This window comes from Mesorhizobium sp. WSM4828, assembly GCF_055811175.1.
Genome location: NZ_JBVVQK010000014.1, coordinates 130726 through 154804, shown reverse-complemented (window position 1 = coordinate 154804; position 24079 = coordinate 130726). Strand labels below are relative to the sequence as shown.

22 protein-coding genes are annotated in these 24079 nt (G+C 61.7%); 3 read left to right on the top strand and 19 right to left on the bottom strand.

The window, feature by feature from the left end:
* A partial coding sequence (locus tag AC0L2X_RS18045; protein WP_473600133.1) for an IS66 family transposase occupies positions 1–493 on the top strand: 493 nt, incomplete at its 5' end.
* 10 nt (positions 494–503) lie between these two features.
* Here AC0L2X_RS18045 and AC0L2X_RS18040 read toward each other — a convergent pair.
* From AC0L2X_RS18040 to AC0L2X_RS17985, 12 genes are all read right to left on the bottom strand, one after another.
* On the bottom strand, positions 504–1685 hold the full coding sequence (locus tag AC0L2X_RS18040; protein ID WP_473600132.1) for an SH3 domain-containing protein: 1182 nt from the start codon (positions 1683–1685) through the stop codon (positions 504–506).
* 437 nt (positions 1686–2122) lie between these two features.
* Complete coding sequence (locus AC0L2X_RS18035; protein ID WP_473600131.1) at positions 2123–2494, bottom strand: DUF4087 domain-containing protein; 372 nt, start codon at positions 2492–2494, stop codon at positions 2123–2125.
* Between the two features lie 89 nt (positions 2495–2583).
* The gene (locus tag AC0L2X_RS18030) at positions 2584–3090 is read right to left on the bottom strand and encodes a hypothetical protein (protein ID WP_473600130.1); all 507 of its coding nucleotides are present in this window, start codon (positions 3088–3090) and stop codon (positions 2584–2586) included.
* 86 nt (positions 3091–3176) lie between these two features.
* Positions 3177–5051 carry a M60 family metallopeptidase gene (locus AC0L2X_RS18025; protein WP_473600129.1) on the bottom strand — a complete coding sequence of 625 codons (1875 nt, stop codon included), beginning with the start codon at positions 5049–5051 and terminating at the stop codon, positions 3177–3179.
* 15 nt (positions 5052–5066) lie between these two features.
* The gene (locus AC0L2X_RS18020) at positions 5067–5483 is read right to left on the bottom strand and encodes a lysozyme inhibitor LprI family protein (RefSeq protein ID WP_473600128.1); all 417 of its coding nucleotides are present in this window, start codon (positions 5481–5483) and stop codon (positions 5067–5069) included.
* A gap of 90 nt (positions 5484–5573) precedes the next feature.
* Complete coding sequence (locus AC0L2X_RS18015; protein WP_473600127.1) at positions 5574–6560, bottom strand: hypothetical protein; 987 nt, start codon at positions 6558–6560, stop codon at positions 5574–5576.
* 209 nt (positions 6561–6769) lie between these two features.
* Entirely contained in the window at positions 6770–7288 is a 519-nt protein-coding gene (locus AC0L2X_RS18010) for a hypothetical protein (protein ID WP_352517663.1), read from the bottom strand.
* Between the two features lie 61 nt (positions 7289–7349).
* The gene (locus AC0L2X_RS18005; RefSeq protein WP_473600126.1) at positions 7350–7715 is read right to left on the bottom strand and encodes a hypothetical protein; all 366 of its coding nucleotides are present in this window, start codon (positions 7713–7715) and stop codon (positions 7350–7352) included.
* A 106-nt stretch (positions 7716–7821) separates the two neighbouring features.
* A complete protein-coding gene (locus tag AC0L2X_RS18000; RefSeq protein WP_352491225.1) occupies positions 7822–8232 on the bottom strand; it encodes a hypothetical protein in 411 nt (136 codons plus the stop codon).
* Between the two features lie 51 nt (positions 8233–8283).
* On the bottom strand, positions 8284–8631 hold the full coding sequence (locus tag AC0L2X_RS17995; protein WP_473600125.1) for an EF-hand domain-containing protein: 348 nt from the start codon (positions 8629–8631) through the stop codon (positions 8284–8286).
* A gap of 23 nt (positions 8632–8654) precedes the next feature.
* Positions 8655–8900: a hypothetical protein gene (locus tag AC0L2X_RS17990; RefSeq protein ID WP_292658193.1), complete on the bottom strand. Its 246-nt coding sequence runs from the start codon at positions 8898–8900 to the stop codon at positions 8655–8657.
* A 939-nt stretch (positions 8901–9839) separates the two neighbouring features.
* Positions 9840–11837 (bottom strand): transcriptional regulator, encoded by a 1998-nt coding sequence (locus tag AC0L2X_RS17985; RefSeq protein ID WP_473554191.1) that lies wholly within the window; start codon positions 11835–11837, stop codon positions 9840–9842.
* 247 nt (positions 11838–12084) lie between these two features.
* On the opposite strand from AC0L2X_RS17985, the gene AC0L2X_RS17980 reads away from it, so the two are divergent.
* Entirely contained in the window at positions 12085–13170 is a 1086-nt protein-coding gene (locus tag AC0L2X_RS17980; RefSeq protein WP_473553950.1) for a PLP-dependent cysteine synthase family protein, read from the top strand.
* A gap of 25 nt (positions 13171–13195) precedes the next feature.
* A complete protein-coding gene (locus AC0L2X_RS17975; RefSeq protein WP_473553948.1) occupies positions 13196–14725 on the top strand; it encodes a pyridoxal phosphate-dependent decarboxylase family protein in 1530 nt (509 codons plus the stop codon).
* A gap of 144 nt (positions 14726–14869) precedes the next feature.
* Here the strand turns inward: AC0L2X_RS17975 and AC0L2X_RS17970 are convergent, their stop codons facing one another.
* The 7 genes from AC0L2X_RS17970 to AC0L2X_RS17940 all read right to left on the bottom strand — a co-directional run bounded on the left by AC0L2X_RS17970 (position 14870) and on the right by AC0L2X_RS17940 (position 24054).
* Positions 14870–16510: an ABC transporter substrate-binding protein gene (locus AC0L2X_RS17970; protein WP_473600124.1), complete on the bottom strand. Its 1641-nt coding sequence runs from the start codon at positions 16508–16510 to the stop codon at positions 14870–14872.
* A 148-nt stretch (positions 16511–16658) separates the two neighbouring features.
* Positions 16659–17660: an alpha/beta hydrolase gene (locus tag AC0L2X_RS17965; RefSeq protein ID WP_352565519.1), complete on the bottom strand. Its 1002-nt coding sequence runs from the start codon at positions 17658–17660 to the stop codon at positions 16659–16661.
* A gap of 16 nt (positions 17661–17676) precedes the next feature.
* Positions 17677–18354 (bottom strand): isochorismatase family protein, encoded by a 678-nt coding sequence (locus tag AC0L2X_RS17960; protein WP_352491231.1) that lies wholly within the window; start codon positions 18352–18354, stop codon positions 17677–17679.
* Positions 18355–18374: 20 nt separating this feature from the next.
* Positions 18375–19679 carry a M24 family metallopeptidase gene (locus AC0L2X_RS17955; protein WP_473600123.1) on the bottom strand — a complete coding sequence of 435 codons (1305 nt, stop codon included), beginning with the start codon at positions 19677–19679 and terminating at the stop codon, positions 18375–18377.
* Between the two features lie 532 nt (positions 19680–20211).
* Positions 20212–21189 (bottom strand): GlxA family transcriptional regulator, encoded by a 978-nt coding sequence (locus AC0L2X_RS17950; protein ID WP_473600122.1) that lies wholly within the window; start codon positions 21187–21189, stop codon positions 20212–20214.
* Positions 21190–21451: 262 nt separating this feature from the next.
* Positions 21452–22633: a cystathionine gamma-synthase gene (locus AC0L2X_RS17945; protein WP_473600121.1), complete on the bottom strand. Its 1182-nt coding sequence runs from the start codon at positions 22631–22633 to the stop codon at positions 21452–21454.
* Entirely contained in the window at positions 22630–24054 is a 1425-nt protein-coding gene (locus AC0L2X_RS17940; protein ID WP_473600120.1) for a pyridoxal-phosphate dependent enzyme, read from the bottom strand. Before AC0L2X_RS17940 ends, AC0L2X_RS17945 begins: the two co-directional genes overlap by 4 nt.
* Positions 24055–24079: the final 25 nt, after the last annotated feature.

Sequence of the window (24079 nt, the reverse complement as noted above, 5' to 3'; positions counted from 1 at the left end):
CGTTATCGCCTCGCAGACGGTGGCGCAGATGGCCCCGCTGTGGGCCGCCGAGGCGGCCGTGCGCGGCCAGGACCCGGTACTTCGGATAGCTGCGCGTCAGGAGAAATCCGCCGTCGTCGTTGCCGCTCTCTTTGCGCTGTGGGAAAAGGAGCTGCCGAAGCTGTCGGGAAAATCGAAGCCCGCCGAGGCGATCCGCTATGCGCTCGGCCGGCGTGCCGCGCTCGAGTGCTTCCTCACCGACGGCCGCATCGAAATCGACTCCAACACCGTCGAGCGCGCCATCCGGCCGCAGACAATTACTCGAAAGAACAGTCTCTTCGCTGGCAGCGACGGCGGCGGACGGACATGGGCGACCATCGCCACGCTGCTGACCACCGCCAAGATGAACCAGGTCGATCCGCACGCCTGGCTCACCCAGACCCTCGAGCGTATCGCCAATGGCTGGCCAAACAGCGATATCGAGGCACTTATGCCTTGGAACAACCAGCGCTGAACGGCATCAGCTACCCGCTTACGCAACAGACATTGCGGACGTAATTGTTGCCATAAGTGACGTAGGCGTCTTCGGGGATCGACCCGTTTTCCTTCATCGCCTTAGCTAAGTTCTTAGCGGTATCCTGGGCATAGGTGCCGCGTAGCGTAACGGCGAACCACCCGTTGGTGGCGAGATAACCGACAAGCGGGATTGATGCCGATCGCACATAGGCTTCCGTCTCGGCAAGATTGTCGAAGCTCTTGACCTGGATATGACGCTGTCCGAAGGGGCCGCTCTCATACTGGTCGACGTAGACCCAGGTGTCATGCATGTAGCCGACCTGACCGTCTGCACGGACGCGGTACCATCGCTCGACATTACCCAAAATCACGACTGAGCTGCCGTTTCGCACATTGACGAGCGTGGCAGATCTTACCTCTGGGAGCGCCTTTAAAGGCGCCGCGCCCTGGGAGCGGAGAACACGGCCCGAGCGGGCCCGGGGCATAACAAGTGAAGGATTCGCGGAAGCAGGCGGCAAAGAGGCGACAGGGGGTTGTAGCGGCGCTTGCTGGGACGATGGCGTCGAAGATGGTGCCTGGCTTGTGACCGGCGGCCAGCTTGCTTCGGGTTCCAAGGTAACGACCTTGTACTTCGCCATCTCGCTCCTAGAAAGATAACGTATGTCGTCACTGTCATATTGCAGCGAAAGCTGAAGCAGAGCGGGGTCCACGCCCATTTCGATCATGTAGGTGATGATATCGGCGGTCATCTGCTGGACGCCGGAAACGGCGTCCTTGGTGTTTACGGAAATGTCGCCACTGAATGAGGACCTATGAACGCCGATGGAACCCGGCTCGGCGTAGCGCACAACGCCACCAAGGAACGCCAGGGAACAGGCCGAAGCACACTCGACAGCCCTGACTTGAGCCGTGCTGAGATTGAGCCTGCGAATAAGGCGGCCAAGCTCCATAGCCTTCTGGATGTTGCCGCCGGAGGACTGGAAGGTGACAGCGGCTGATGCATTGGACCGCGCCAACGCCTCGAAAACCGATAGGTCATCCTGATACGAGAAATCACCCGATACGAGGATATACCGGAATCCGGAATCGGTCTGCCCAGCTTGAAACTGCAAACCGGCATGGGCAGTCGGAGCTCCCAGCAGCACCGATGCAACACACAACATGACGCGAACGGACAAGGTGAGAGACATGAGCCCAAGAACAACCCCAAAACCCAGCCTAGCCTCGGTTGACGCAACTGTCGAATCTCGATGCAGATCTGGGTACCAGCAACTTTAAGCCCATGCTTTGGTCGCGACCGGCAGGGGAGCGCCGGCACCTCTTTTTGAGGCATCAGGTCAATCTTCCAATGTGCCCGTCTCAATTGTCCACCTATCCTGCATAAACTGCGGCACACTTTTTGCGCAGCTGTGTACACAAACCGTTTTGTCGTCGGGGTGCCTGTCTGTCTTAGGTCTTTGAAATTGCTCCGGAACGGTTTGGCCGAATAGGCACTAGATTCCCGTTTCGAACTTTTGATAAGGTTCGGGAAACTCTAAGAAAAAGCCCCGGTTTTGCCGGGCTTTTTCTTGATCCAATGCCCTAGGCTGCCCACCGTCGCCCATGGCATCCACAAGATATCTAACAATTACCCGTCCGGGTTAGGCAGCGATCTGTCGTTGCGACAGCGCACCAGCGGAAGGATTTCGCCCGAGATCACTCTGGTGATCCTTTGCTGCTTGGCGTTGGTTACGACGGTCATGCACGCACATCCGTAGCCGTGACCCGAACCAGGCACATTGGTCTCGACGAATTGCCGCTCGTCAAAGGCCGGTACATTGTCGATGCCTTTGGGATCCGGACGTCCCTGCATCTGGATCCACCAATCCCCGTCACTGTCGGTCAGGACGAGGTTGCCGGGTGTCGGGCTGGAGTACCAGCCACAACGGCGCTCGGCATGGGCGGCAGCAGACAAGGACATGGTGGCCAGGCAGAAACAGATTGCGAACAATGGGCGCATGAGAATCGTCACCTCCCTTGAGTAAAGCAGGTCATGCCGCCGACAATCTGCGTTGGCGCCGGTAACGAGTCGGCATGATCTTGTGAGCCTTATGGCCTCAACTTCGTGTCCACATTTTCTTCGATCAATCCGCAATGAAGCGTCACAGGCTTCCTTTGGACATCGCTTAGTGGACCGTCGATGAAATCGCAGCTGAGCAGATTGTCCGGACTGCTCTTGCGCGCCGACGCAACGTTGACGTTGACCTCGGGAGGGCCGGCAAGCCAGTCGAGACGCTTCGTGTCGACCTTTGTGCCGCTGATGTGGGCATGCCCCGCTGTGCCCGCTATTTCGATCTCTTCGTCCTGCGGCGTGAGATCGATCTGGCCGACTTCGTTGGCGTGCTTCTCGGCGCCCCGCCTCGGGTCGCCGTAATAGGAGGCGAGGACAACGATGCCTTCCTTTTTAGCCGCGAGCTTGGCGGCTGCTTTTTTGGACAGCGTGACGTTGACGTCGAATCCGAGGTCGCCCTGGGCTGTCGCCGGCACAGCACATGCCAACACGACAGATGCCGTAATCGCCATTGCGAGCGACGATTTATAGCGTTTCACGATCACCTCCTTCGGGTCCCTCATTCAATGATGAGGTCCCGCGCATGCTTCATGTCAGGTGCCGACATCGCGCTCGCCGCCGGCTTCATCATTCAATTTCCTCGTGATGCAACATTCAGAGCAACGCGCCACAGTTGAGGATCTGCTGGAGGCAGATTCAAACGCTTCAATCTGTCGGCGGTTTCCTGCTCGATGTGCAGCCCCCAATCGGAAAAGAACCGGGTCAGGTCCTGATTTGCGACCGTACTGGCACGCAGGATGAAGGTTTGTACCTTGACCGCATCCTGCTTATTGGCATCATCCAGTGGATGCTCGCGGTAATATCGGTGAAGCTTCGGATAGAAGTCCTCGCCGAGACCCCGGCGCAATTGATCGAACATGACCAGCCGCACCCAAAGCTCATCGTCGTCATCCGCGCTGGCACGCATCTGTTTTTCATTGTCGAAATCGCGCGTCTTCCGCGCCAGATATCGCGCCGCCAGATCCAGCGGCGTCTTGCCGGTAGAGTCATCGCGCTCTTTCAAGCGGGACGGATGGCCAAAATGTGCCTGGGCATTGAGGGAATAGATATTGACCGTAGTCTCTACGATCTCGCCCCAGGTCCAATCCTCCTGCTGGTACATATGGCCGGTTTCATGCCAGATCGACCACGCTTGCCGCAGCTTATTCACGTCCAGCAAATCACCCATGTTGCTGCCGGGGACACCTATAAAATGGTTGCCTGCGTACATGTATATGCCGTCGTCGAAGACCTTCGCCGGTGTCACCGTGTCCTGCTGATAGTGCATGCGCAAACGGGATGCCCGATGAAGTTTGGACGAACCGTCGAGACCGGACAGTGCATCGTACCAGCCTAGAATTTGCTCGATCGTGTCGAGAATTTCCGCAGGGTCGTCCTGAGGCGCCCTCATATAGACCTTGCGGGTCGCGGTAATGGCAACACGCTCGCTTATCATCTCGACGAATGGCGCACCGGGTATGTCGGTGAGCATTTTACGCCAGTCTTCGAAGCTTGTTTTTCCCTTGACGTAGAGAGGGATCGAACTGCCGCCACGCGCGATTGTCACGTCGATCGGAGGCAGAGCCGCACTGAAGCCGCTCTCGGCGTAGCGGAAATAGATCAGCCCGTCGCGCTTCGCCGTGAAGTCGGTGCGCCCTTCCTTGGCAATGACCAATTGCGGGTCATCCTGGGGTCTTTCGTCATAGAAGCTGTTCATCGGGCCGATCATGATCGTCAAGCCATCGGGGGAAGGCGGCAGGCCCTCGGCCGTAACCGATACTGCCTCTCCCTTTTTCACGAACACACCGCTTGGCTGATCGTCCATCAGCTTCGTGCGTCTCAGCCTATTGGCCTCGGGTGTGGCTGCGGGCATCGGAGCAAGGCGATAGCGTTTGTTCAGATTGTCGAATTCCGACACCGCTGCCGACGCCGCTGCCGGTCGGTCGCCATTGCCGGCCGGATAAAGCAACCACTGGGCATTATCGTCCAGGCTGGCGTCATAGACGATGATCCGAGCGTCGTCCGCACGTTCATTGGCCCTGACGTTGAGCGTCGTGCCGCTGTCATCCAACTCGATGCCATAGCCGTTCAGATGCGGCTTGAAGCGCCACCCTCCAGCGGACTGCTCATCCTCGAGGACGACACTCGTATTCCCGTTTTCGTCTTCGTCGCCGCCGGCGAGATACGTTCCGTATCGTCGAGACCGGATTTGATAGGTTGCGCCGTTCGTTTCCCCGGTCGCTCTGGTGATGGTCCACAGCTGCGCGGGACCATCCCTGGGTTTGCGAGCGGACTGACCAAGCACGATCTCGCCATGCCTGCCTTCAAAGGCGGTGAGCGCTTTGTAGGAATGCTTCGCGACGATGTAATAGTCCCCTTCGGGGATCTCAGCGGCACTTGCGACCGTAACAACTGCCAGCAACAGCCCAGCTATCAAGTGCACTGCGGATACGATGAAGGTCTTCATCCCGGCACCGACGTGTCAATTCGCGACCGGAACGGGACAACTCATCGGATCGCCCTGCTTGCCGCATCTCAGGTAACCCTCGAAGTCTTTGACCCGGGATTGCGCCAGGCTGTCCATGCACTGCGCGGTGAGCATCGGCACTACGCTTCCTCCGGCCGCTCCTGAAGTCTGGAAACTGCACTCGGCGTCGCGAAATTTGTCCCAGTCCCGTTGAGCTTGGACAAGAAGCTTCCTGGTATCCGCATCGTCCTTGAGACGGACTTCGATCTGCTTGTAAAGCTCATTGAGCTTCTTGTCGGATTTCTTGAACGCGGCATCGGCGCACGCATTCAGCGAGGCCTGATCCTTGGCGGCGTCGTAGCACTTGTCCTGGGCAAAGGTGAAATTCGGCATGGCCAGAACCACGGCAGCAGTCAGTATTGCGGTTTTCATCGATTGTCCTCCGTTCAGATTCCACCGATTGACGGGCGGTGGTTTATCCCGCCGTTCACTTCAGATATCCGTGGCTGGCAGGGCCAGCCACTAGTTGGAATCATCATCATCCGATCCATTACTGTCGTCGCTACTGTCATCCGACGCATCGTCATTCGTGCTATCGTCGTCGGTGTCGGTGCTGTCTTGATCATCGTCACCGGCCGTTGAGTCTTCATCGTCGTTCTGATCGGTCGAATCGTCCTGATCATCGGAATTATTGTCGTCGGTATTGTCATCCGAGCTATCGTCGTCGGTGTTGTTGTCGTCATCACCATCATCGTCATTCTGATCGCTCGAATCGTCCTGATCATTGGAACTGTCGTCGCCGGTGCTGTCGTCCGAGCTATCGCCATCGGTGTCTGCGCTGTTATCGTTGTCATCGTCGTCAGCATCGGCAGAAGTCGCGTTGGCATCTGGACTGGCGTCGCCGGGCAGCGAGTCGTCTTCGCGATAGCTTGTGTCTTCGAGGCTTGTCTCCATCTCGTCGTCGTACTGATCGACGATCTGCGTCCACTCCTCATGGTTATCGACGCTCGTCCATTGCGAGATATTGTTGACCGAGATGTTGGTATTGAAGTTGTTTACGGTGATGTTGGTATTGACCTCGACGACATCTGCGGCTTCTGTTCCGCGGTTCACGCCAAACAGGAAACTGGTAGCGCTCACGGCAAGCGCGGCCCAAACGAGTCGGTCGACATCGGTCGGCGTCGAAATCGGTTGATGCCGCACTGTGGCAAGCACGTCACCCGGTCGGATGCCTTGCCGCGCGGCAACGCCATGGGGTGCAACGGCCAAGACATACACCCCGCGAAGCTTGGGCGGGATCTGATAGCGGTGCCGAGAGGCGTGGTTGATGGGTATCAAAACCGCGTTAAGAGCCCGGGAAACATAGGGTTTCGGCAGATCATATTTGCTGGCATACGCGATATTGATCGTGTGCGGGACGGCAACGCTGACGACAGCCACCATTTTCACTGAAGTTGCCAATGCACGGGCGAACTGCACGATCAGTCTGGATTTTCGAAGAGCGAGCATTTTTCTACATCCTTCCGCAGGCGCCGGTGGCTAGAACAAGACGTCGAGCTTGGGTTGAAGCCGATCTCGTGGACGCCCGAACTGGCCTAGGAGACGCCCAAGGCTGCGGTCTCAGTCACGTCGAGATCGAGGCCCCGCTTTTCTGATCGTCGTGAAGGGCTGAACCCTGTTGCGGGAAATGAACACCGGCCTTCCTTCCTCTATCGACATCAGTCGTTAATGGCGGTGATCCTGATCGTCTGCTGTTCGCAGGCTTGGTTGCTGCAAATGCCGCTGAACCAGATTTCTCCATCGCCGATGGAAACGCCCTGCCAGTTCGCAAAAAGCGTCGCGTAGGTTTGCTTGGTCACAGCACCCTTCACCTTCGGGGTGATAATCTGGTCGTAATCGGTCAAGAACTGCTTCTGATCCTTGATCTTCAGGGCCTTTCCCTTGATGCGGGCCTGGAACGGATAGGCGACCAATGCGGCAACGGTCGCCTTGTCATCGGAACCGACCGCTTTTTTCAACTTGTCGAAGAAGGTCTGGTACGGAGCATGACTTCCGAACAGCGTGTCCAGGTTGCCGTTCACCTCCGCAGCCGATTGCGCGGACGCTGATCCGGTGCTGATTGCTGAGATCATCCCCAACGCAAAGAGAAAAGCGTGTCTTCTGGCCATTGTTCGAATCTCCTCGATGTGTGAACCCTTGACGGTCATGCAGTCCTTGATCAGTTTCTGCTGATCCATGCCTTTTCGATGCCATTTGCTATGCCGGCGCCACCGCGGTGATCGCCAGCGATCATCACCGTCATTCCGTAACTTCGTCGGCAAAACACTTTGCCAGGTCTTGCGGCGCTCCGAGTTTCTTTGCCCAGGATACGAGTTCAGGCTTTTCCGATGGGTCGGCATAGCCGCCCCATACATCGCGAAACTGCTTCATTCCGTTGACTGTCTGGATGAACATCACGCCGTCATCGCTCACCGGCGTGGAGACGTAGGCGGCGCTCCAGTTGCCGTTCTCCATGATCGTGATGAACTTCACCCGAGCGGGCTTGACCTTGTTGTCCAACGCCGAGGCAACGAGGGGGGCATACTCCTGCTTGCGCGCCTTCGTCACTTCGACCTTTACACCGTCACAGGCGCTATTCGCGGCGAAAGCGGATGTCAGCGTCATTCCCAGCCCCGCAAGGCCGACCATGACGATTTTGGCACGCCGACGGATGAGACCGTTCAATTCAGACATGAGTGGCTATCCTCTTCCTTGTTCGTTGCAGGGGCCATCAATCGGAATCGTCATCGCCCGATGAACTATCGTCGTCCGATGACCTGTCATCGTCTGGCGCATCGACCTCGCAGCCGATGCCGCGGCAGCCTTGGTAGTTGCCTTGGGTATCGAAGTTCGGATTGCCTTCCTTATCGTACTGCGGCCTGTCGTCGATGCTTTGATCCCCGTCATCGGGATCGTCGACCTTACATCCGAGCCCATGGCAGCCGATGTAACGGCCCCTGGTATCGAAGTTGGGATTGCCGTTCCTGTCGAACTGCGGCCGGTCGTCTATCTTCCGGTCCCGTTTATGAGGCCGATCAACCAGGCAGCCCGACCCGCGGCAGCCATCGTAGCCGTCGTCGGTGGTACATCCGGCGATCGCCATCAAAGCAGTGGCCAGGGTCGCATAGATTACGAATTTCATGGTTCATTCCTCCGACTGCCTGGCGGCTGGGCGATCGTTCGTATCCGAAGACTATTGCAGGCGGCGGTCCCCGCTCTTATCGGCCGCCGCGAAGTCCTTCATCACCCGGTTCATGAATTCGTCCCGACTGACACGGCCGTTCCCGTTCGCATCGGTCGCTGCGAACTGATCGGCGTTCAGGACGTCGGCGGTTTCGGCTTGGCTGAGAGCGCCGTTATTGTCGGCGTCCAGCTTTTCGAAGGCCCTGGTCATGAAGGCCTGATACTCCTGTCGGTTCACCGCGCCGTTGTCATCGGTATCAAGTTGGTCCTGGTGACCCTCGTACATGGACTGCTGTGCCGTGGCCGCGCCGGCGCAAAGCAGGAGCAAGGAAGCTGTGGTCGCGATTATGGATTTCATTGTCTTGTCCCTTTCTTCTCGTCTCAGCCGCAGGCAAGACGATTGCCGAGGTAGCCACCACCGCCGATGCCAATCGCGGAACCGATCACACGTCCGGTTCCACCACCAATGGTGCTGCCGATCAGGCCGCCCACGATCGCGCCACCGACAGTACCGGCGATGCAGCCGAACTCGCTGTTGCGCGCCTGAACTTCCGGGTTGGATGACGACTGGCACGCCGTAAGCGCGAAAGTGCCTGCGAGCACGATTGCCAAGGTTGATTTCCTCATCGCTCTTTCCTGATCTGATTGCTGATTGGCGCCATCCGCGGAGGACAGAGCTTCGCCGGCCTCGAAAGAGCCAGACCGTGGCCCATGCATTCGAAGACTTAGTGGCTGGCTGTCGTGATCTCTTACGTCGAGGGGAAACGCTCCCCACGGGGGGCCGCATTAGCGAATATCGATTTCCCTCTCCATGCTTCGCGCCCGTCCGCCCAAGCATGCCAGCAACCAACTAACGCGGCTGCTGTTGCCAGAAAGTTGCATCCGAAGTCGGCGTATGGCAAGGAAAAATTGCAGTATTGCGGGTTTGAATTTTGCAAATGCTTAATAATTCAGAACCAATGCCGGCTATCTTAGCAGATACTGAAATTCGCTTCACAGCAATGTACCAGCACAGAAAATCGACTTTATTCCATTGGCTGTATGTTGTTATAAGTAATATCCCACGTTGTTATGCGTTTACGCAGATCGAAAAAAGCCAATGGCGAAATCGCTTCTTATACGATTGCCTGTATCCTGATCTATTGTCGGTATCTTTTTTTTAACCGAGCCCACCCGCTTGCGCAGGTCGAAAGAAACGCTGCTCACTTATTCGAGTTTTTTCAACGCTGCGGCGTGCCACATAGAGGCGCAGTGGGGGTGCCGCGGCCGCGTTTTGAGCATCTTCCCAGCCGGATTGTCATCGGGTAGCGTGCAGGGGCGGCACGTGAAGGCGCGCTCTTTGGCGAACGCGCTGCTGCACCTTCAGCCGTTGCCCGTCAGAAGATGGGGCTGGTGCTGCCTCGTGGGCACCGACGGCAACGTTAAATCGGTTGAGCCTGTCTGATCCGCTCTGGTCGACGAATTCGCAACCAATCTGACGATGCGCCTTGGCTGCGGACATGACGATGTTTGGGGCGGCCAGCCGCGATGAGCGGTTTGGAGAGCCTGGCTAACCGCGCGCGTGCCTCACCCCAGCCCGATCCGCTTGGCGCCTTGCCGGAACAGCGCCTCGGCGCCCGGCTCGAAGCGGAAGGTGCCGATGAAATCGTCGGCGCAGTAGTTCGGCAGCATCTTGCGCAGCCCAGCGGCGAAACTTCGTGCCTCGTCCAGCCGCCCCGCCAGCGCAAGGCAATGCGCGGCAATCGCCAGGATGATGGCATGGGCGTTGGGACGCGCGGCTGCTTTCAGCGCCCATTCGGCGGCCTCGTCGAACTGGCCAAGCCGGACATGCGACATCGCCCTGGCGCCCAGCATGCCGAATAGCAGCGGATCGAAGGGGCTCAGATGCCTGGAATGGTCGGATGAGCCGATCGCGGCCTGCGGATCGCCGGACTGCGAGTGGACGAAAGAGAGCGCATAGTGACCGAGCGCGAAATTCGGGCTGAGGTCGACGGCGCGTTCCAGCTCAATGAGGGAGCCGTCCTGCTCGCCGCGCAGCCACAGCGCCCGCCCCATGGCCCAGTGAGCGGCCGGATTGTGATCGTCGACGAGCAGGCTCTGGCCGGCTGCCTCGAAGGCCAGGGCGCTTTCCTGGTCACGATCGCCCCAACGCTGGAAGGCATTTTGCCAATGGGTGAAGGAGAGCCCGGCATAGGCGCGGGCGAACGTCGGATCGAGCTTCAAGGCTATGTCGAAGAAATGCCGGGCCTGCTCGTTTTCCGTGCGGGTGAAGCGATACATGTGCCAGAGACCCCGGTGGTAGGCTTCCCAGGCGTTCAGCGAATTGGGCGCCTTCAGCATGGCGCGATTGCGCTCGACCGTCTCGATCTCGGCCGAGATCGACGAGACGATGCTGTTGCCGATGTCGTCGAGGACGGCAAAGATGTCGTCCGGCTTGCGCTCGAACGTCTCGGCCCAGACGATCCTGGCGGTGCGCACTTCGACCAGCTCGACCGCGACGGTGACGCGGCCGGCCTGGCAGCGCACGGTGCCGGTGGCGACATAGTCGACGTTGAGCCGCCGGCCGGCATCTTCGGGCGCGATGTTTTTCTCCGCCAAGGCAAACACCGAGCCGCGCGCGATGACGAAGAAATCCCTGAGCTTGGCCAGGCGGGTGATGATGTCGTGGGTGAGGCCATCGGCTATGCCTCCGCGTGGGCCGCCGCCAGCCGCCTCTTCGGCAAACGGCATCACCGCGAGCGAAGCCTTCTGTGATGCAGCGGTATCGGAACGGGAAAGCATAATTGACGCGTACGGTGCCGCGGGTACGACTGAAGGTCGGGCCCAGAGCGTTGCTGCAGGTCGTTCGCCGCGGATCGTGCGCCATGCCTCACGAACGGCTCCGAAATCCAGATCCTCCGAAGCAAACAGCCGCGCCGCGGAAGCGAGATGTTCCTCGCCGGCGTCAAACTGGCCGCGCTGCGCCAGCCTGGTCAGAAGAGCCACATGTGCGCGCCCGTCGAACGGAGCGAGTTCCAGCCATTTGTCCAGATGCGAAGACATCTCGTCGGCATCCGCCGGAAGCTTGTTGACGAGATGTTCCAGGATGGCGGCGTGCCACGAGGTGAAGCGACGGCGCTGAGCGATCAGCCAGCTGTTGAAATGCGGGCTGCGGTCGATCTCCAGCCCATCGAGAAAGTCGCCGGCAAACATTCCGGAAAGAGCCTGCAGCCGCTCTAGACCGAGCGTCTCAACGCCCTTGGCGGCGGCCGAGGCTATGTCGACAGCGTCGACGGAAGCACCTCTCAGATCAAGCGCGATCGTGTCGCCTGGTGTCTCGACCCTGCGATGATGCGGTTCATCGAGGATGCCTCTAAGCTTGCTCAGGCACCAGCGAAGCTCGCCGCGCGGGTCGTTCGGCACATCCCACAAAAGCTCGCAGAGGCGGCTGCGGCCGACCGGATGCGGCGCCAGCGCCAGATAGGCGAGCAGCGCACGCAGTTTGCGCGACTTCGGAAGCTCGACGGAGGTGCCGTCGCGGATAATCGTCAGCGGTCCGAGCAGACGCACGGAAAGACCGGCCATCTCGCCGCCGAGGCTCGATCGGGCGGATTCCACGTAAATTTCCACGCCTGCTCCCACGCTGGCCAGTCGGCCTTTGTTTTATCACCAAACGCGACACGGTGCATCCGGCAGCGAATTCCCGCGCCGGATGCTGGCATTGCCGGGAGGCAAATGTAGCGCGGCAAGGTCTCGAAACCTCGCCGCCCAAGCCACCGGTCTGTAACCGGCCCGTGACGACAAGAGACAACGAGAAAGCGAGGAGCTCGACATGTTGCATCAACAGAAAATCAGAACCACCGCCGGGCGCGGCCGTCTGTTCGACAGCATTCTCGACACGGTCGGCGATACGCCGGTGATCCGCATCAATAATCTCGGACCGAACCATGCCACGATCTATGTGAAGGCCGAGTTCTTCAATCCCGCCGCCTCGGTAAAGGACAGGCTGGCGCTCAACATCATCGAGGAGGGCGAGCGCAGCGGCGCCTTGAAGCCGGGCCAGACCGTCGTCGAGGCGACCAGCGGCAACACCGGCATCGGCCTTGCCATGGTCTGCGCCCAGAAGGGCTATCCGCTGGTGGTGACGATGGCCGACAGTTTTTCCATCGAACGCCGCAAGCTGATGCGCATGCTGGGCGCCAAGGTGGTGCTGACGCCGCGTGCCCAGAAGGGTTTTGGCATGTACAAGAAGGCGGTGGAGCTCGCCGAAGCCAATGGCTGGTTCCTGGCCCGCCAGTTCGAGACCAAGGCCAATGCCGCCATTCACGAAGCGACGACGGCGCGCGAGATCATCAACGATTTCGCCGGCTCGCGGCTCGACTGCTTCGTCACCGGCTACGGCACGGGCGGCACCGTCGCCGGCGTCGGACGCGTGCTTCGCCGCGAGCGGCCGGAGACCCGGATTGTGCTCGCCGAACCGGCCAATGCGCAGCTGATCGGCAGCGGCAAGCCGCAGCAGCGCGGCGCCGGCGGCGCGCCTACCGCCAGCCATCCGGCGTTCGAGCCGCATCCGATCCAGGGCTGGACGCCCGACTTCATTCCGGACGTGCTGCAGGAGGCGATCGACGCCGGCCTCTATGACGAGGTGGTGCCTATTGCCGGGCCCGAGGGCACGAAATGGGCCAAGGCGCTGGCGCAGAAGGAAGGCATTTTCACCGGCATCTCCGGCGGGGCGACATTTGCTGTCGCGCGGCAGATCGCGGAAAAGGCGTCGCCCGGCTCGGTGATCCTGTGCATGCTGCCCGACACCGGCGAGCGCTACATGACGACGCCGCTGTTCGACGGCATCGAAGCGGAGATGGACGCCGAGGAGACTGCGCTTTCGCAGTCGACGCCCGGCTGCCAGTTTCCGGCGTGACGGCGGCAAATCGGGAGCGGCCTGCATGGACACGAAGCCTGGACTGGCCGTCACGGCCACCGAGGAAACGCTTGACCCCTCGAACTGGGCCGACGTGCAGGTCTTGTCGCATCGGATCGTCGATGATGCCGTCGCTTACCTGCGCGATGTCAGAGAGCGTCCGGTGTGGCAGGAGATGCCGGTTGATGTGAGGACCTTCTTCACATCGCCGCTACCGCGTTCGCCGGCGCCGCTGGCAGAAATCTATGGCGACGTCACCAGGAGCTTGATGCCCTATGCGATGGGCAACATCCATCCCCGCTTCTGGTCCTGGTACATGGGCTCGAGCAATTTCACCGGCGCGCTCGGCGATTTCCTGGCGGCGATTCAGGGCTCCAACCTCGGCGGCGGCAACCATGCCGCGGCATTGATGGACAACCAGGTCGTCGACTGGTGCAAGGAAATGATGGGCTTTCCGCAATCGGCCAGCGGCACGCTGGTCAGCGGTGGCTCGATGGCCAACATCATCGGGCTGACCGTGGCGCGCAACGCCAAGGCCGGCATCGACATACGCGAGCACGGCGTTGCCGGCATCGACAAGCCACTGCGTTTCTACGGCTCCGACCAGCTTCACTCCTGTCACCGCAAGGCGATGGAAGCGCTCGGCCTCGGCAACCGGGCGCTGCGCCGCGTCCCGAGCGATGCCGGGCTGCGGATCGACATCGCTGCGTTGCGGGCGGCGATCGCCGAGGACCGTGACGCCGGTTTCAAGCCGGCCTGCGTAATCGGTACGGCCGGCACAGTGAACACCGGCGCAATCGATGATCTGCAAGCGCTGGCTGACCTGGCGGCAAAAGAGGATCTGTGGTTTCACGTCGACGGCTGCATCGGCGCCTTGCTTGCGATTGCGCCGGACAATTCGCATCGCGTCGCCGGCATCGAGCACGCCCACTCAATCGCGCTCGATCCGCATAAATGGCTGCACGCGCCCTTCGAGGTCGGCTGCGCGCTGATCCGGGATGCCTCCGCGCATCGCGGCACGTTCGCGGTGACGCCGGAATATCTGGAATCGACGCCGCGCGGCCTGGCCTCCGGCCAATGGCTGCACGATTACGGCCTGCAGACGACGCGCGGCTTCCGGGCGCTGAAGGTGTGGATGGCGCTGCGGGAGCACGGCATCGAAAAGTTCGGCCGGCTGATCGACCAGAACATCGCGCAAGGGCATTATCTCGGCGCGCTGATCGCGGCCGAACCGGCACTCGAACTGGTGGCGCCGGTGAACATCAACATCGTCTGCTTTCGCTACCGCGCCGATGGGTTGGACGCTGAGCGCCTGAAAGCGCTCAATACCGAGATCATGCTGAGGCTGCAGGAAGAAGGCATCGCCGCCATTTCCGACACGACGGTGCATGGCCAGCATTGCCTCAGGGTGGCGATCAACAACCACCGCACCCGGCGCGACGATCTGGACCTGCTGATCCGGGAAACGGTGCGGCTCGGGCAGGAGATTTCAGGGACGGGCGTGGCTCTTCCTTCTCCCCTTGTGGGAGAAGGTGGACGCGAAGCGGCCGGATGAGGGGTGTTCCAGCTTGGTACCGACGACGATCCTTCCAACACCCCTCAACCGTCTTGGCGCTGCGCGCCAATCCACCTTCTGCCACAAGCAAGGGGAGAAGGAAGAAGGAGCGGCGCTGGCCCCGACAATTGGTCGTCTGCAAGGCTACGTCTCGAGCCAGACCTTCTCGAAATGCTGCTCGAGCGACTGGTGTTGCTCGCAGCCATGCACGCCCTTGCGATAGGTGCGATAGACCGAGCGCCAGTAGGGCTGGATGATGACGCCGGAATCGCGCAAATTCTGTTCGATCTTGGCCATGAGCTCTTTGCGGGCGCCGGGATCGGGCATTGCCAGCGCCTTGTCGAGCAGAGTATCGAATTCCGGATTGGCATAGGCGCTCTCGTTCCAGGCGGCGCCAGACTTATAAGCGAGCGCCAGCACCTGGACGCCGAGCGGCCGGCCGAGCCATTCCGTGCAGGAGAAAGGATATTTGCTCCAGTCGTTCCAGAAGGTGGCGGCCGGCAGCACTGTGCGCTTGATCTTCAGCCCTGCCTCGCGCATCTGCGCGGCGATGGCGTCGCCGGTGCTCTTCTGCCAGTCGACATCGACCGAGATGAGTTCGTATTCGTGTTCGGCCTTGCCGGCCTCGGCGAGCAGGGCCTTGGCTTGATCGATGTTGCGGACGGCCGGGCCGATATCGGCATATTCGGGATGCATCGGCCCGACATGATGGTTCTCGGCAGGCTTGCCGCGGTTGTCCATGCCGATCTTCAGCACGGCGGCGTTGTCGACGGCCAGTTGTGCGGCGCGCCGAACCTTGATGTCGTCATAGGGCGGATTGCCGATATTGAAACGCGCGACGATCGTCGAGCCGGTGGCGATCTCGGAATTGCTCAGGCCCATGGAGTCCGTCTGCGCAACCGTGTCGGAGGCGGTTTCATGGTCGGTGTCGACCTCGCCCGATTCGAAGGCAGACAGCATGGCGTTGGGATCGGAGCCGTAGTCGACCCATTTGATGCCGTTGAGATAGAACTCGCCCTTCCACCATGGCTTGTCCTTGCGGCGGACTTCGGCGCCGACCTCGGCATCCCATGCGACGAGTTCGCAAGGCCCGGTGGTGATCGCCAAGGCCTTCAGCGGATCGCCGTCTCCGTCATAGCTGCGATGCATGATCAGCGCCGGATAATCGGCCATGCCGGCAATCAGCGAGATGTCGGGCTTAGGCAAATTGAGCCGGACGGTGAAATCGTCGACGCGCTCGATGCCGCCGTCGACGACCTTCTTGGTATCGGCGTTGACCAGTGCGCCCATGCGCGCGGCGACCGAATTGCCGGCGACGGACGCATCGCACCAGCGCGTCAGATTGTGGATCACATCGTCGGCGTTGAAGGTGTCGCCGTTCGACCAGGTGACGCCCTTGCGGACATGCAGGGTCAGCAGGCGGGCGTCGTCGCTGGTCTCCCAGCTTTCGAGCAGCCATGGCTCGAAGGTGAAGTCGCGGTTCCAGCGCACCAGATATTCGTTGCACTGACGGGCGACGTTGGACATCTCGACGCCGTCGAAAGTGCGCGGATCCTTCCAGCCCTTGACGTTCATGGCGACGCGCAGAACGCCGCCGCGCTTCGGCTCCTCGGCCCTGGCCGGCGACGGCGCAAGCCCGCCCAGCGCCAGCGCGCCGGCAGTGCTGACGCCGAGCGCAGCCATGGTGGCGAGATATTCGCGCCGGTTCATCTGGCCTTTCCTGAAGCCATCGGCGACGGGCTCGGCCTGCGGATGCAATTTCCGGTCGGTCGGCATGAACTTCATCGTAAATCCTCCCTGTCGGGTCGGCGCATCGCGGATGCGAGCCCTTACGTGGCGTGATGATAGGGCCGGCCTGACCGCAGCAGTGTTCGGGTTTCCGCAGTTGTTGTGCGCTGTTCCGCGACAGTGGAGCTTGGAGGGACGGTCCGCGTCACTCCGGACAGTCACCCCCGCCCAGCGCGGCTATTGCCGCCACGATGCGATCAAAGGCCTCGCCGGCGCGCGGCACGGTCTTGCGGGCGCGCAGGAAGCTGTGCACCAGCCGCGGCTCTTCGCGCCACCATGCCTTGCCGCCGGCGGCAAGGATGCGGTCGCAATAGGCTTGGCCATCCGCCGACAGTGGGTCGCATTCGGCGGTGACGATGACCGTCGGCGGCAGGCCGGAGAAGTCGGTATCGCTAAGCGGCGAAAATGTCGGGTCGTCCGGCGACTGCCCCTTCCCTGCCCGGATATGCCGATAAAATTCGACATCGCGCAATGTCAGCAGCGGCGCCTCGGCGTGCTCGACATAGGAGCCCGCGCGCGCTTTGCCGTCCAGCTCTGGGCCATCTAGCTCGTCACCGCCGAGCTCGGGATAGATCAGCACCTGGCCGATCGCATGGTGAGGATGGCGGCGTGTCGCCTGTGCCACCGCAGCGGCCAGATTGCCGCCGGCGCTCTCTCCGCAGAGTACGAGCGGCAGGCCGGTGGTCGCCGCAGCCCATTCGAATACGGCCAGCGCATCCTCGAAGGCCGCCGGATGCAGATGCTCGGGCGCCAGCCGGTAGTCGGCGGACAGTACGGCAAAGCCGGTGCCGGCGCAGATCTCGGCGCAGATGTCGTCATGGCTGTCGAGCCCGCCAAGCACGAAGCCGCCGCCGTGATAATAGACAACGATCGCTTGTGGCGCCGTGCCCGCCATTTGGTAATGCCGGACTGGGATCGCATGGTCGCCGACGCTGCTGTCGCTGGCCTTGACACCGGGTGGATAGGGCTCGCGAAATGCCCGGCACATGGCGTCATAGACCGCCCGTTGCCGCTCGATCGGCATGTAGACGATTTCGGGCGGATACCACTCGTTGACCCTGTCGATATAGGCCCACAGTTCCGGATCGAGCAGCGTTTGGTACTTTCCGCGCTCTGTCGTTTCGGGTCGCTCGGCCTCGGTGATCATCGCTTCGCGATCCCGCTCAGAGCTCGGCGTAGAGCCGGGCAGCATTTTCATAGCTGAAGCGCAGCGGCACCGAGCCCTCGACCTGCCAGGCTTCGACCGTCTCGCCGGCCAGCAGCCGGCAGGCGCCGTCGGTGCTGGTGACGGCGCCGCCATAGAGCCGGTTGGCGAGATTGAGAATGGCCGTCTGGTGCATCGCCGTGCTGCCGCTGCCGCAGGCATCCTTGACCAGCAGCACGCGAAATCCGAGCGCCACCGCATCCTTGACGGTGGCATCGATGCACGCCTCGGTCCAGACGCCGGCAACGACCAGCCACTCGATGCCGTCGACCTTCAGCCGTTCGGCGGCAGGCCCCGCGCGGAAGGCGCTGGCGTCGGTCTTGATCAGCATCGTCTCGCCTGGCAACGGGCCGACCTCTGGACAGATCGCCGTCAGCGGATCGTCCTTGTCGGAAAACGCCGACTTGCCGTTGGCCTCGACCGGGTGGAACGGCCGTGCCGTGGCGAGATCGACGATATAGGCCCAATGGTAGAGCGGAACATCATTGGCGCGTGCCGCCGCCTGCAGCCGCTGGACGTTGGCGAGGATGTCGCCATAGCCTTCGACCAGATAGCGCTTGTCCCGCCGATGCTCCTCCTGGAGATCGATGAACACCGCCGCCGCCGTACCGCGCTTGATCGAGATCGGGCTTTTCATGCGGATATGCCTGTCAGCACTCAAACGTGCCCGTCAAGGAAATCATCCTCGTACGGGAAGCGCGACAGAAGTTCGGTGCCGGTCTCGGTGATCAGGATCTCGTCCTCCAGCTTGACGCCCTCGCGGCCGCCTTTCTCGCCGATATAGCTCTCGACGCTGACCACCATGCCGGGCACGATGACCCCGTCGCGGCCATAGGTTTCGTAATCCATGGCGTGCGCGATGAACGGCGTCTCGCCATGCATGCCGACGCCGTGCATGACCGAGGTATAGCGCTGGTCGACGAAGCGGTCCGGGATCTTCCAGGCCTTTTCGGCAATCTCGCGAAACGCCATGCCGGGGCTTACGATCGAGATATTGTGCTGAACCTGGTCGTGCGCCATGCGGTAGAGCGATTTCTGGTAATCCGTCGGCTTGCCCGGGCCGCAGCGGAAGGTGCGGGAAAAGTCCGAATAATAGCCGTAGCAGCCGATCGTATCGGTATCGAGTGCCAAAAGTTCGCCTGGCCTGATCTTGCGGCCGCTCGCCTCGTTGAACCATGGATTGGTGCGCTGGCCCGAGGTCAGCAGCCGGGTTTCGATGAACTCGCCGCCCTGCCGGATCACCTCACCATACATGATGGCGAACAGCTCGTTTTCGGAAACGCCGGGCTTGATCGCTTCGCGCACCGCATAGACCGCGGCCTCGGCACCAGCCATCGACACCTGCAGGCATTTTACTTCCTCGGGCGTCTTGACCGCTCGCACCGCCAAAATCTCGCCCTGGCAATCGCGGACCTCGCAGCCGCGCTTTTCCAGCGCCAGTGCCTGCAGATGGCTGCAGCGGTCGAGCCCGAGCTTCATCGAACCGCCGCCATGCGCCTTGAGCAATTCGGCGATCTCGTCGGCGAACGGGCCGGCGGTTTCGTCGTCACGGCCCGACACCGATGACCAGACCAGCTTCGACGGCCGCGCCTCGTCGATCGTGTCGAGCACCATCGAGACATGGTAGCTCTGCGGATATTCGAACAGCACGATTGGCCCTTCTGTCGGGATGAAGAAGTAGCGGGTCGAGTTGCGCAGGAAATAGCCGAACATGTTGCGCGAGCCGGTGGCGTAGCGCTGGTTGTAGGGATCGAACAGAACGACGCCGCCATAGCCGGCCTCGCGCATCCAGGCGCGCAGCCTGGCCAGCCGGCCTTTGCGCAGCGCGTCGGCGTCGATGAAGGACGGCTCGGTATCCGACAGCCACATGCCGCCGGCCGGATCCGCCGCCGCCGGATGGCGCATGCGATCCCCAAAGTCGACATCCTCGGTGCTGTCGGGGTCAAAAACGACGATGCTCATGGGTGCCTCCTGGAAGCTGGGAAGATGGGCCACACGTCGCGCGGAGGCTGTGCGGAATCCCGCAAGCGTTGTGCGTGATGCCGCAGGACCTTGTCGGCAGCCTCGGTGATTAGCGTAAGCCACCACACTTTCGTCATCCCAGGGCGGAGCAGGAGCGAAGCGACGTCGCGGAGACCCTGGGATCCATGCCGTTACATCAGCCGAGGAATGCAGCGGCTCAGAAGGGGCGCTTGTATCCGCAACGGCGCCAGCTACCCTTCCATCATGGACCGGCTATGCCTACATGACTGCAAGCCAGAAGCGAGGCCCGATCTGCATCGGTGCCACTAATGATTTTGGCCTCCGCATCATCCCACGCTCGGCCCGTCGGTGCGAAGAAGAACTCGGTTCTGGTCCGCTGGAGCACTGCCGCGAGGTAACGGCATGGATCCCGGGGTCTGCGCCGCGTCGCTTCGCTCCTTGCTCCGCCCTGGGATGACGAAGTGGAGGGGTGGTTCGGCTAATTTCCGAGGTTTGCGCCTTGCAGACGCCCCTAATGCCGCCGCAACACCTTCGGCGCGTGGCCGTGCTCCTCCCGGAACGCCCGGGCAAAGCTCGACATCGAAGCAAAGCCACAGGCCAGCGCCACGTCGCGCACCATCAGCGTCGAATGCGCCAACAGGTCGGCGGCGCGCTTCAGGCGCAGACGGCGGTAATAGCCGTTGGGCGAGATGCTGAGTTCGGAGCGGAAATTGCGTTCGAGCTTGTCGGAGGAGACACCAAGCCGCCCCGCCAGTTCCGCCATGCCGAGCCGCTCCTCCACCGCATCCTCCATGATGGCGATGGCCGACAGCACCAGCTCGTTCTGGACGCCGGTGCGCAGGCGCAGCGGCATCAGCTTGCGGTCGACGCTGGAGCGCAGCGGGCTGTGCACGAACCATTCGGCGACGCCGGCCGCCAGCTCGGCGCCATAGTCGTTGGTGATGATTTCCAGCATCATGTCGAGACTGCCGACGCCGCCGGCCGAAGTGAAGCGCTTGCGATCGATGACATAGAGATCGCGCCTCAGCTCGATATCCGGAAACGCTTCGGTGAAGGCCGCCTGGCTGGTCCAGTGCAAGGTGCAGGCATGGCCGTCGAGCAGGCCGGCCCGAGCCAGGAAGAAGGCGGCATCCGCCACCGCACCGATATGGGCGCCGCCGCGCAGGCTCTTGCGGATCCAGCTCACGGCATCGTGCGCGACGAGATGATCGGCATCGCCGCCCGAGCAGACGACGATGCGATCGACTTTCGGTGCGTCATGGGCGGCAAAGCCGGGCTGGATGACGACGCCGTTCGAAGCCTCCACCGGACCTTCCGTGGCGCCGACGATGATCCAGCGATAGCAGTCCCGCTTGGCCAGCACGTTGGCCGCGCGGAGCGGTTCAATGACCGAGCTGAATGCCATCATCGGAAAGCCGGGGAAGACCAGCACCGCGAAGGTAGCGGGGCCGTCGCTTGCCGTCGGTTGGTTGCGTTGTCGGTTGTTCATAGGGAGACTACCATTTCGCCGGATGGTGCCAAGGTCAACGGAGCAGCGTGTAAACGCCGATCTTTGGTGATCCTTCACGCCCCCCTCTGTCCTGCCGGACATCTCCCCCACAAGGGGGGAGATCGGCAGCGTCGCCGTCCCGCCCGTGTTTCAGCGTTGGAGGTTGGCGAAAGCGCAAGATGACGGCCAATCTCCCCACTTGAGGGGGAGATGCCCGGTAGGGCAGAGGGGGCGCTGTCCCGCCGACGTCTCGCTATCGGGCTCAGCTCGCCAGCGCCTGATCCAAATCCGCGATCAGATCGTCACCGTCTTCGATTCCCGCCGACAACCGCACCAGCGAATCGGAAATCCCGATCTCGGCGCGTTTCTTCGCCGGGATCGAGCCGTGCGTCATCAGCGCCGGGTGCTCGATCAGGCTTTCGACGCCGCCGAGGCTTTCGGCCAGCGTGAACAGCTGCGTGTGTTCGAGGAAGCGTTTGGTGCCGGCGAGGTCGCGGTCGAGCTCGACCGTGATCATACCGCCGAAGGCATGCATCTGCCGCCTGGCGATGGCGTGCTGCGGGTGGCTGGGCAGGCCGGGATAGATGACACGGCGGATGTCGGGGCGGCTCTCCAGCCAGTGCGCGATCTTCTGGCCGTTCGACGAATGACGCTCCATCCTCAGCGCCAGCGTCTTCAGTCCGCGCAGCGCGAGGAAACTGTCGAACGGCCCGGAAATGGCGCCGATGGCGTTCTGCAGGAATTTCAGCCGCTCAGTGAGATCCTTGTTGTCGCCGACCACGGCGACGCCGCCGACCATGTCGGAATGGCCGTTGAGGTATTTCGTCGTCGAATGGACCACGATATCGATGCCGAGCTCCAGCGGCCGCTGCAGATAGGGGCTGCAGAAGGTGTTGTCGGCCACCGACAGCACGCCCTTGCGCCTGGCCAGCGCCGCGACGCCTTCGAGATCAACAACGCGCAGCAGCGGATTGGTCGGCGTCTCGACCCAGAGCAGCTTGGTGTCCGGGCGGATCGCCGCCTCGACCGCGGCAAGATCCGTGAAGTCGACGAAGTCGACCTGCAAATTGGCCGAGCGCTTGCGCACCCGTTCCAGCAGCCGGAACGTGCCGCCATAGATGTCGTCGGTGGCGACGATATGCGCGCCTGAATCGAGCAGTTCGAAAATGGTTGCGATCGCCGCCAGCCCCGAAGCGAAGGCGAAGGCGGCTGCGCCGCTTTCGAGGTCGGCCACCGCGCGCTCGAAGGCGAAGCGGGTCGGGTTCTGGCTGCGTGCATATTCAAAACCCTTGTGCACGCCCGGGCTCTGCTGGCCATAGGTCGAGGTGGCATAGATCGGTACCATCACCGCGCCCGTAGTCGGGTCGTGGCTCTGGCCGCCATGGATGGTGCGCGTCGAGAAGGCGAGGCGGTTTTTGCCCGATACGGTGGCTTTGACGGTCATCGGGCGCGCCTCAGATGGTTGATCAGGTCGATGCGGGTTATCAGGCCAATGAATTCGTCGCCGTCGAAGACGATGGCGACCTCGTTGCGGTCGAACACCGGCAGCAGCGCATCCAGCGTCTGGCTGGCCTGCAGCGTGTGTAGATTGGTGGTCATCGCAGTGCGGACCGGGGCCTTGAAGCGGTCCCAGCGGCTGTCATAAGGGCCTTCGACCTTGGCGAGGATATCGCTTTCGTCGATGATGCCGACGAGCTTGCCCTCGTCCAGCACCGGTAGTTGCGAGACATCCGAGCGGCGCATGCGGCCATAGGCGTTGAGCAGGCTTTCGTCGGGGCCGACGGACACGACATCGCCGGTGCGGAGCGTGCGCATGACCAGGTCGCGCAGATCGCCATGCTGCTCCTGCTCGGCAAGGCCCTGCTCGACCAGCCAGAAATCGTCGAAGACTTTCGACAGGTACTTGTTGCCGCTGTCGCAGACGAAGGTGACGACGCGCTTCGGCACGGTCTGCTCGCGGCAATAGCGAAGCGCTGCCGAAAGCAGCGTACCGGACGACGAGCCGGCGAGAATGCCTTCCTTCGAAAGCAGGTCCCGCACCGCAAGCATGCTCTGCTTGTCGGGGATGGAATAGGCCTTCCTGACCAGCGACAGATCGGCGTTGGGCGGCACGAAATCCTCGCCGATGCCTTCAACGGTCCAGCTTCCGGCCTCTACCATCTTGCCGGTCTTGATCAACGGTGCCAGCACCGAGCCGACCGGATCGGCCAAAATCATCTCGGTCTTCGGCGAGACTTTCGCAAAGTAGCGGCCAAGCCCGGTTAGCGTCCCGCCGGAGCCGACGCCGACGACCACCGCATCGACATCGCCTCCGAGCTGCTGAAAGATTTCCGGCCCAGTCGTGGTCTCGTGGGCGAGCGGATTGGCCGGGTTGGCAAACTGGTTGGCGTAGAAGGCGCCGGGCAGCTCGGCGGCGATCTTTTCGGCCATGTCCTGATAATATTCGGCATGTCCCTTACCGACGTCGGAACGCGTCATGCGCACTTCAGCGCCGAGCGCCCGCAGATGCTGGATCTTTTCGCGCGACATCTTGTCGGGCACGACCAGGATGATGCGGTAGCCCTTGGGGATGCCGACCTGGGCGAGACCAAGACCGGTATTGCCGGCGGTCGCCTCCACGATCGTCCCGCCGCGTTTCAGTTTGCCCTGTTTTTCGGCGGCGGCAATCATCGACAGCGCGATGCGGTCCTTGATCGAGCCGCCGGGATTCTGGCTTTCGAGCTTGATGAACAGCCGGCACTTGCCGATGTCGAATTTGGTCAGCTCGACGACCGGCGTCTGCCCGATCAGGTCGAGAACCGAGGCATAGGGCGGGCGCAGGCGGGACGATGCATCGTCCGGTGCCACGATCTTGTGCTTGCTCATGTCAGATGCTCCGTTGCCAGAATGA

What these genes read in the sequence shown, in the direction of transcription:
- AC0L2X_RS18040 (WP_473600132.1), bottom strand. Translation starts at nt 1,685, where the DNA reads ATGTCTCTCACCTTGTCCGTTCGCGTCATGTTGTGTGTTGCATCGGTG.
- AC0L2X_RS18035 (WP_473600131.1), bottom strand. Translation starts at nt 2,494, where the DNA reads ATGCGCCCATTGTTCGCAATCTGTTTCTGCCTGGCCACCATGTCCTTG.
- AC0L2X_RS18025 (WP_473600129.1), bottom strand. Translation starts at nt 5,051, where the DNA reads ATGAAGACCTTCATCGTATCCGCAGTGCACTTGATAGCTGGGCTGTTG.
- AC0L2X_RS18020 (WP_473600128.1), bottom strand. Translation starts at nt 5,483, where the DNA reads ATGAAAACCGCAATACTGACTGCTGCCGTGGTTCTGGCCATGCCGAAT.
- AC0L2X_RS18015 (WP_473600127.1), bottom strand. Translation starts at nt 6,560, where the DNA reads ATGCTCGCTCTTCGAAAATCCAGACTGATCGTGCAGTTCGCCCGTGCA.
- AC0L2X_RS18010 (WP_352517663.1), bottom strand. Translation starts at nt 7,288, where the DNA reads ATGGATCAGCAGAAACTGATCAAGGACTGCATGACCGTCAAGGGTTCA.
- AC0L2X_RS18005 (WP_473600126.1), bottom strand. Translation starts at nt 7,715, where the DNA reads ATGACGCTGACATCCGCTTTCGCCGCGAATAGCGCCTGTGACGGTGTA.
- AC0L2X_RS18000 (WP_352491225.1), bottom strand. Translation starts at nt 8,232, where the DNA reads ATGAAATTCGTAATCTATGCGACCCTGGCCACTGCTTTGATGGCGATC.
- AC0L2X_RS17995 (WP_473600125.1), bottom strand. Translation starts at nt 8,631, where the DNA reads ATGAAATCCATAATCGCGACCACAGCTTCCTTGCTCCTGCTTTGCGCC.
- AC0L2X_RS17990 (WP_292658193.1), bottom strand. Translation starts at nt 8,900, where the DNA reads ATGAGGAAATCAACCTTGGCAATCGTGCTCGCAGGCACTTTCGCGCTT.
- AC0L2X_RS17985 (WP_473554191.1), bottom strand. Translation starts at nt 11,837, where the DNA reads ATGGCCGGTCTTTCCGTGCGTCTGCTCGGACCGCTGACGATTATCCGC.
- AC0L2X_RS17980 (WP_473553950.1), top strand. Translation starts at nt 12,085, where the DNA reads ATGTTGCATCAACAGAAAATCAGAACCACCGCCGGGCGCGGCCGTCTG.
- AC0L2X_RS17975 (WP_473553948.1), top strand. Translation starts at nt 13,196, where the DNA reads ATGGACACGAAGCCTGGACTGGCCGTCACGGCCACCGAGGAAACGCTT.
- AC0L2X_RS17970 (WP_473600124.1), bottom strand. Translation starts at nt 16,510, where the DNA reads ATGAAGTTCATGCCGACCGACCGGAAATTGCATCCGCAGGCCGAGCCC.
- AC0L2X_RS17965 (WP_352565519.1), bottom strand. Translation starts at nt 17,660, where the DNA reads ATGATCACCGAGGCCGAGCGACCCGAAACGACAGAGCGCGGAAAGTAC.
- AC0L2X_RS17960 (WP_352491231.1), bottom strand. Translation starts at nt 18,354, where the DNA reads ATGAAAAGCCCGATCTCGATCAAGCGCGGTACGGCGGCGGCGGTGTTC.
- AC0L2X_RS17955 (WP_473600123.1), bottom strand. Translation starts at nt 19,679, where the DNA reads ATGAGCATCGTCGTTTTTGACCCCGACAGCACCGAGGATGTCGACTTT.
- AC0L2X_RS17950 (WP_473600122.1), bottom strand. Translation starts at nt 21,189, where the DNA reads ATGAACAACCGACAACGCAACCAACCGACGGCAAGCGACGGCCCCGCT.
- AC0L2X_RS17945 (WP_473600121.1), bottom strand. Translation starts at nt 22,633, where the DNA reads ATGACCGTCAAAGCCACCGTATCGGGCAAAAACCGCCTCGCCTTCTCG.
- AC0L2X_RS17940 (WP_473600120.1), bottom strand. Translation starts at nt 24,054, where the DNA reads ATGAGCAAGCACAAGATCGTGGCACCGGACGATGCATCGTCCCGCCTG.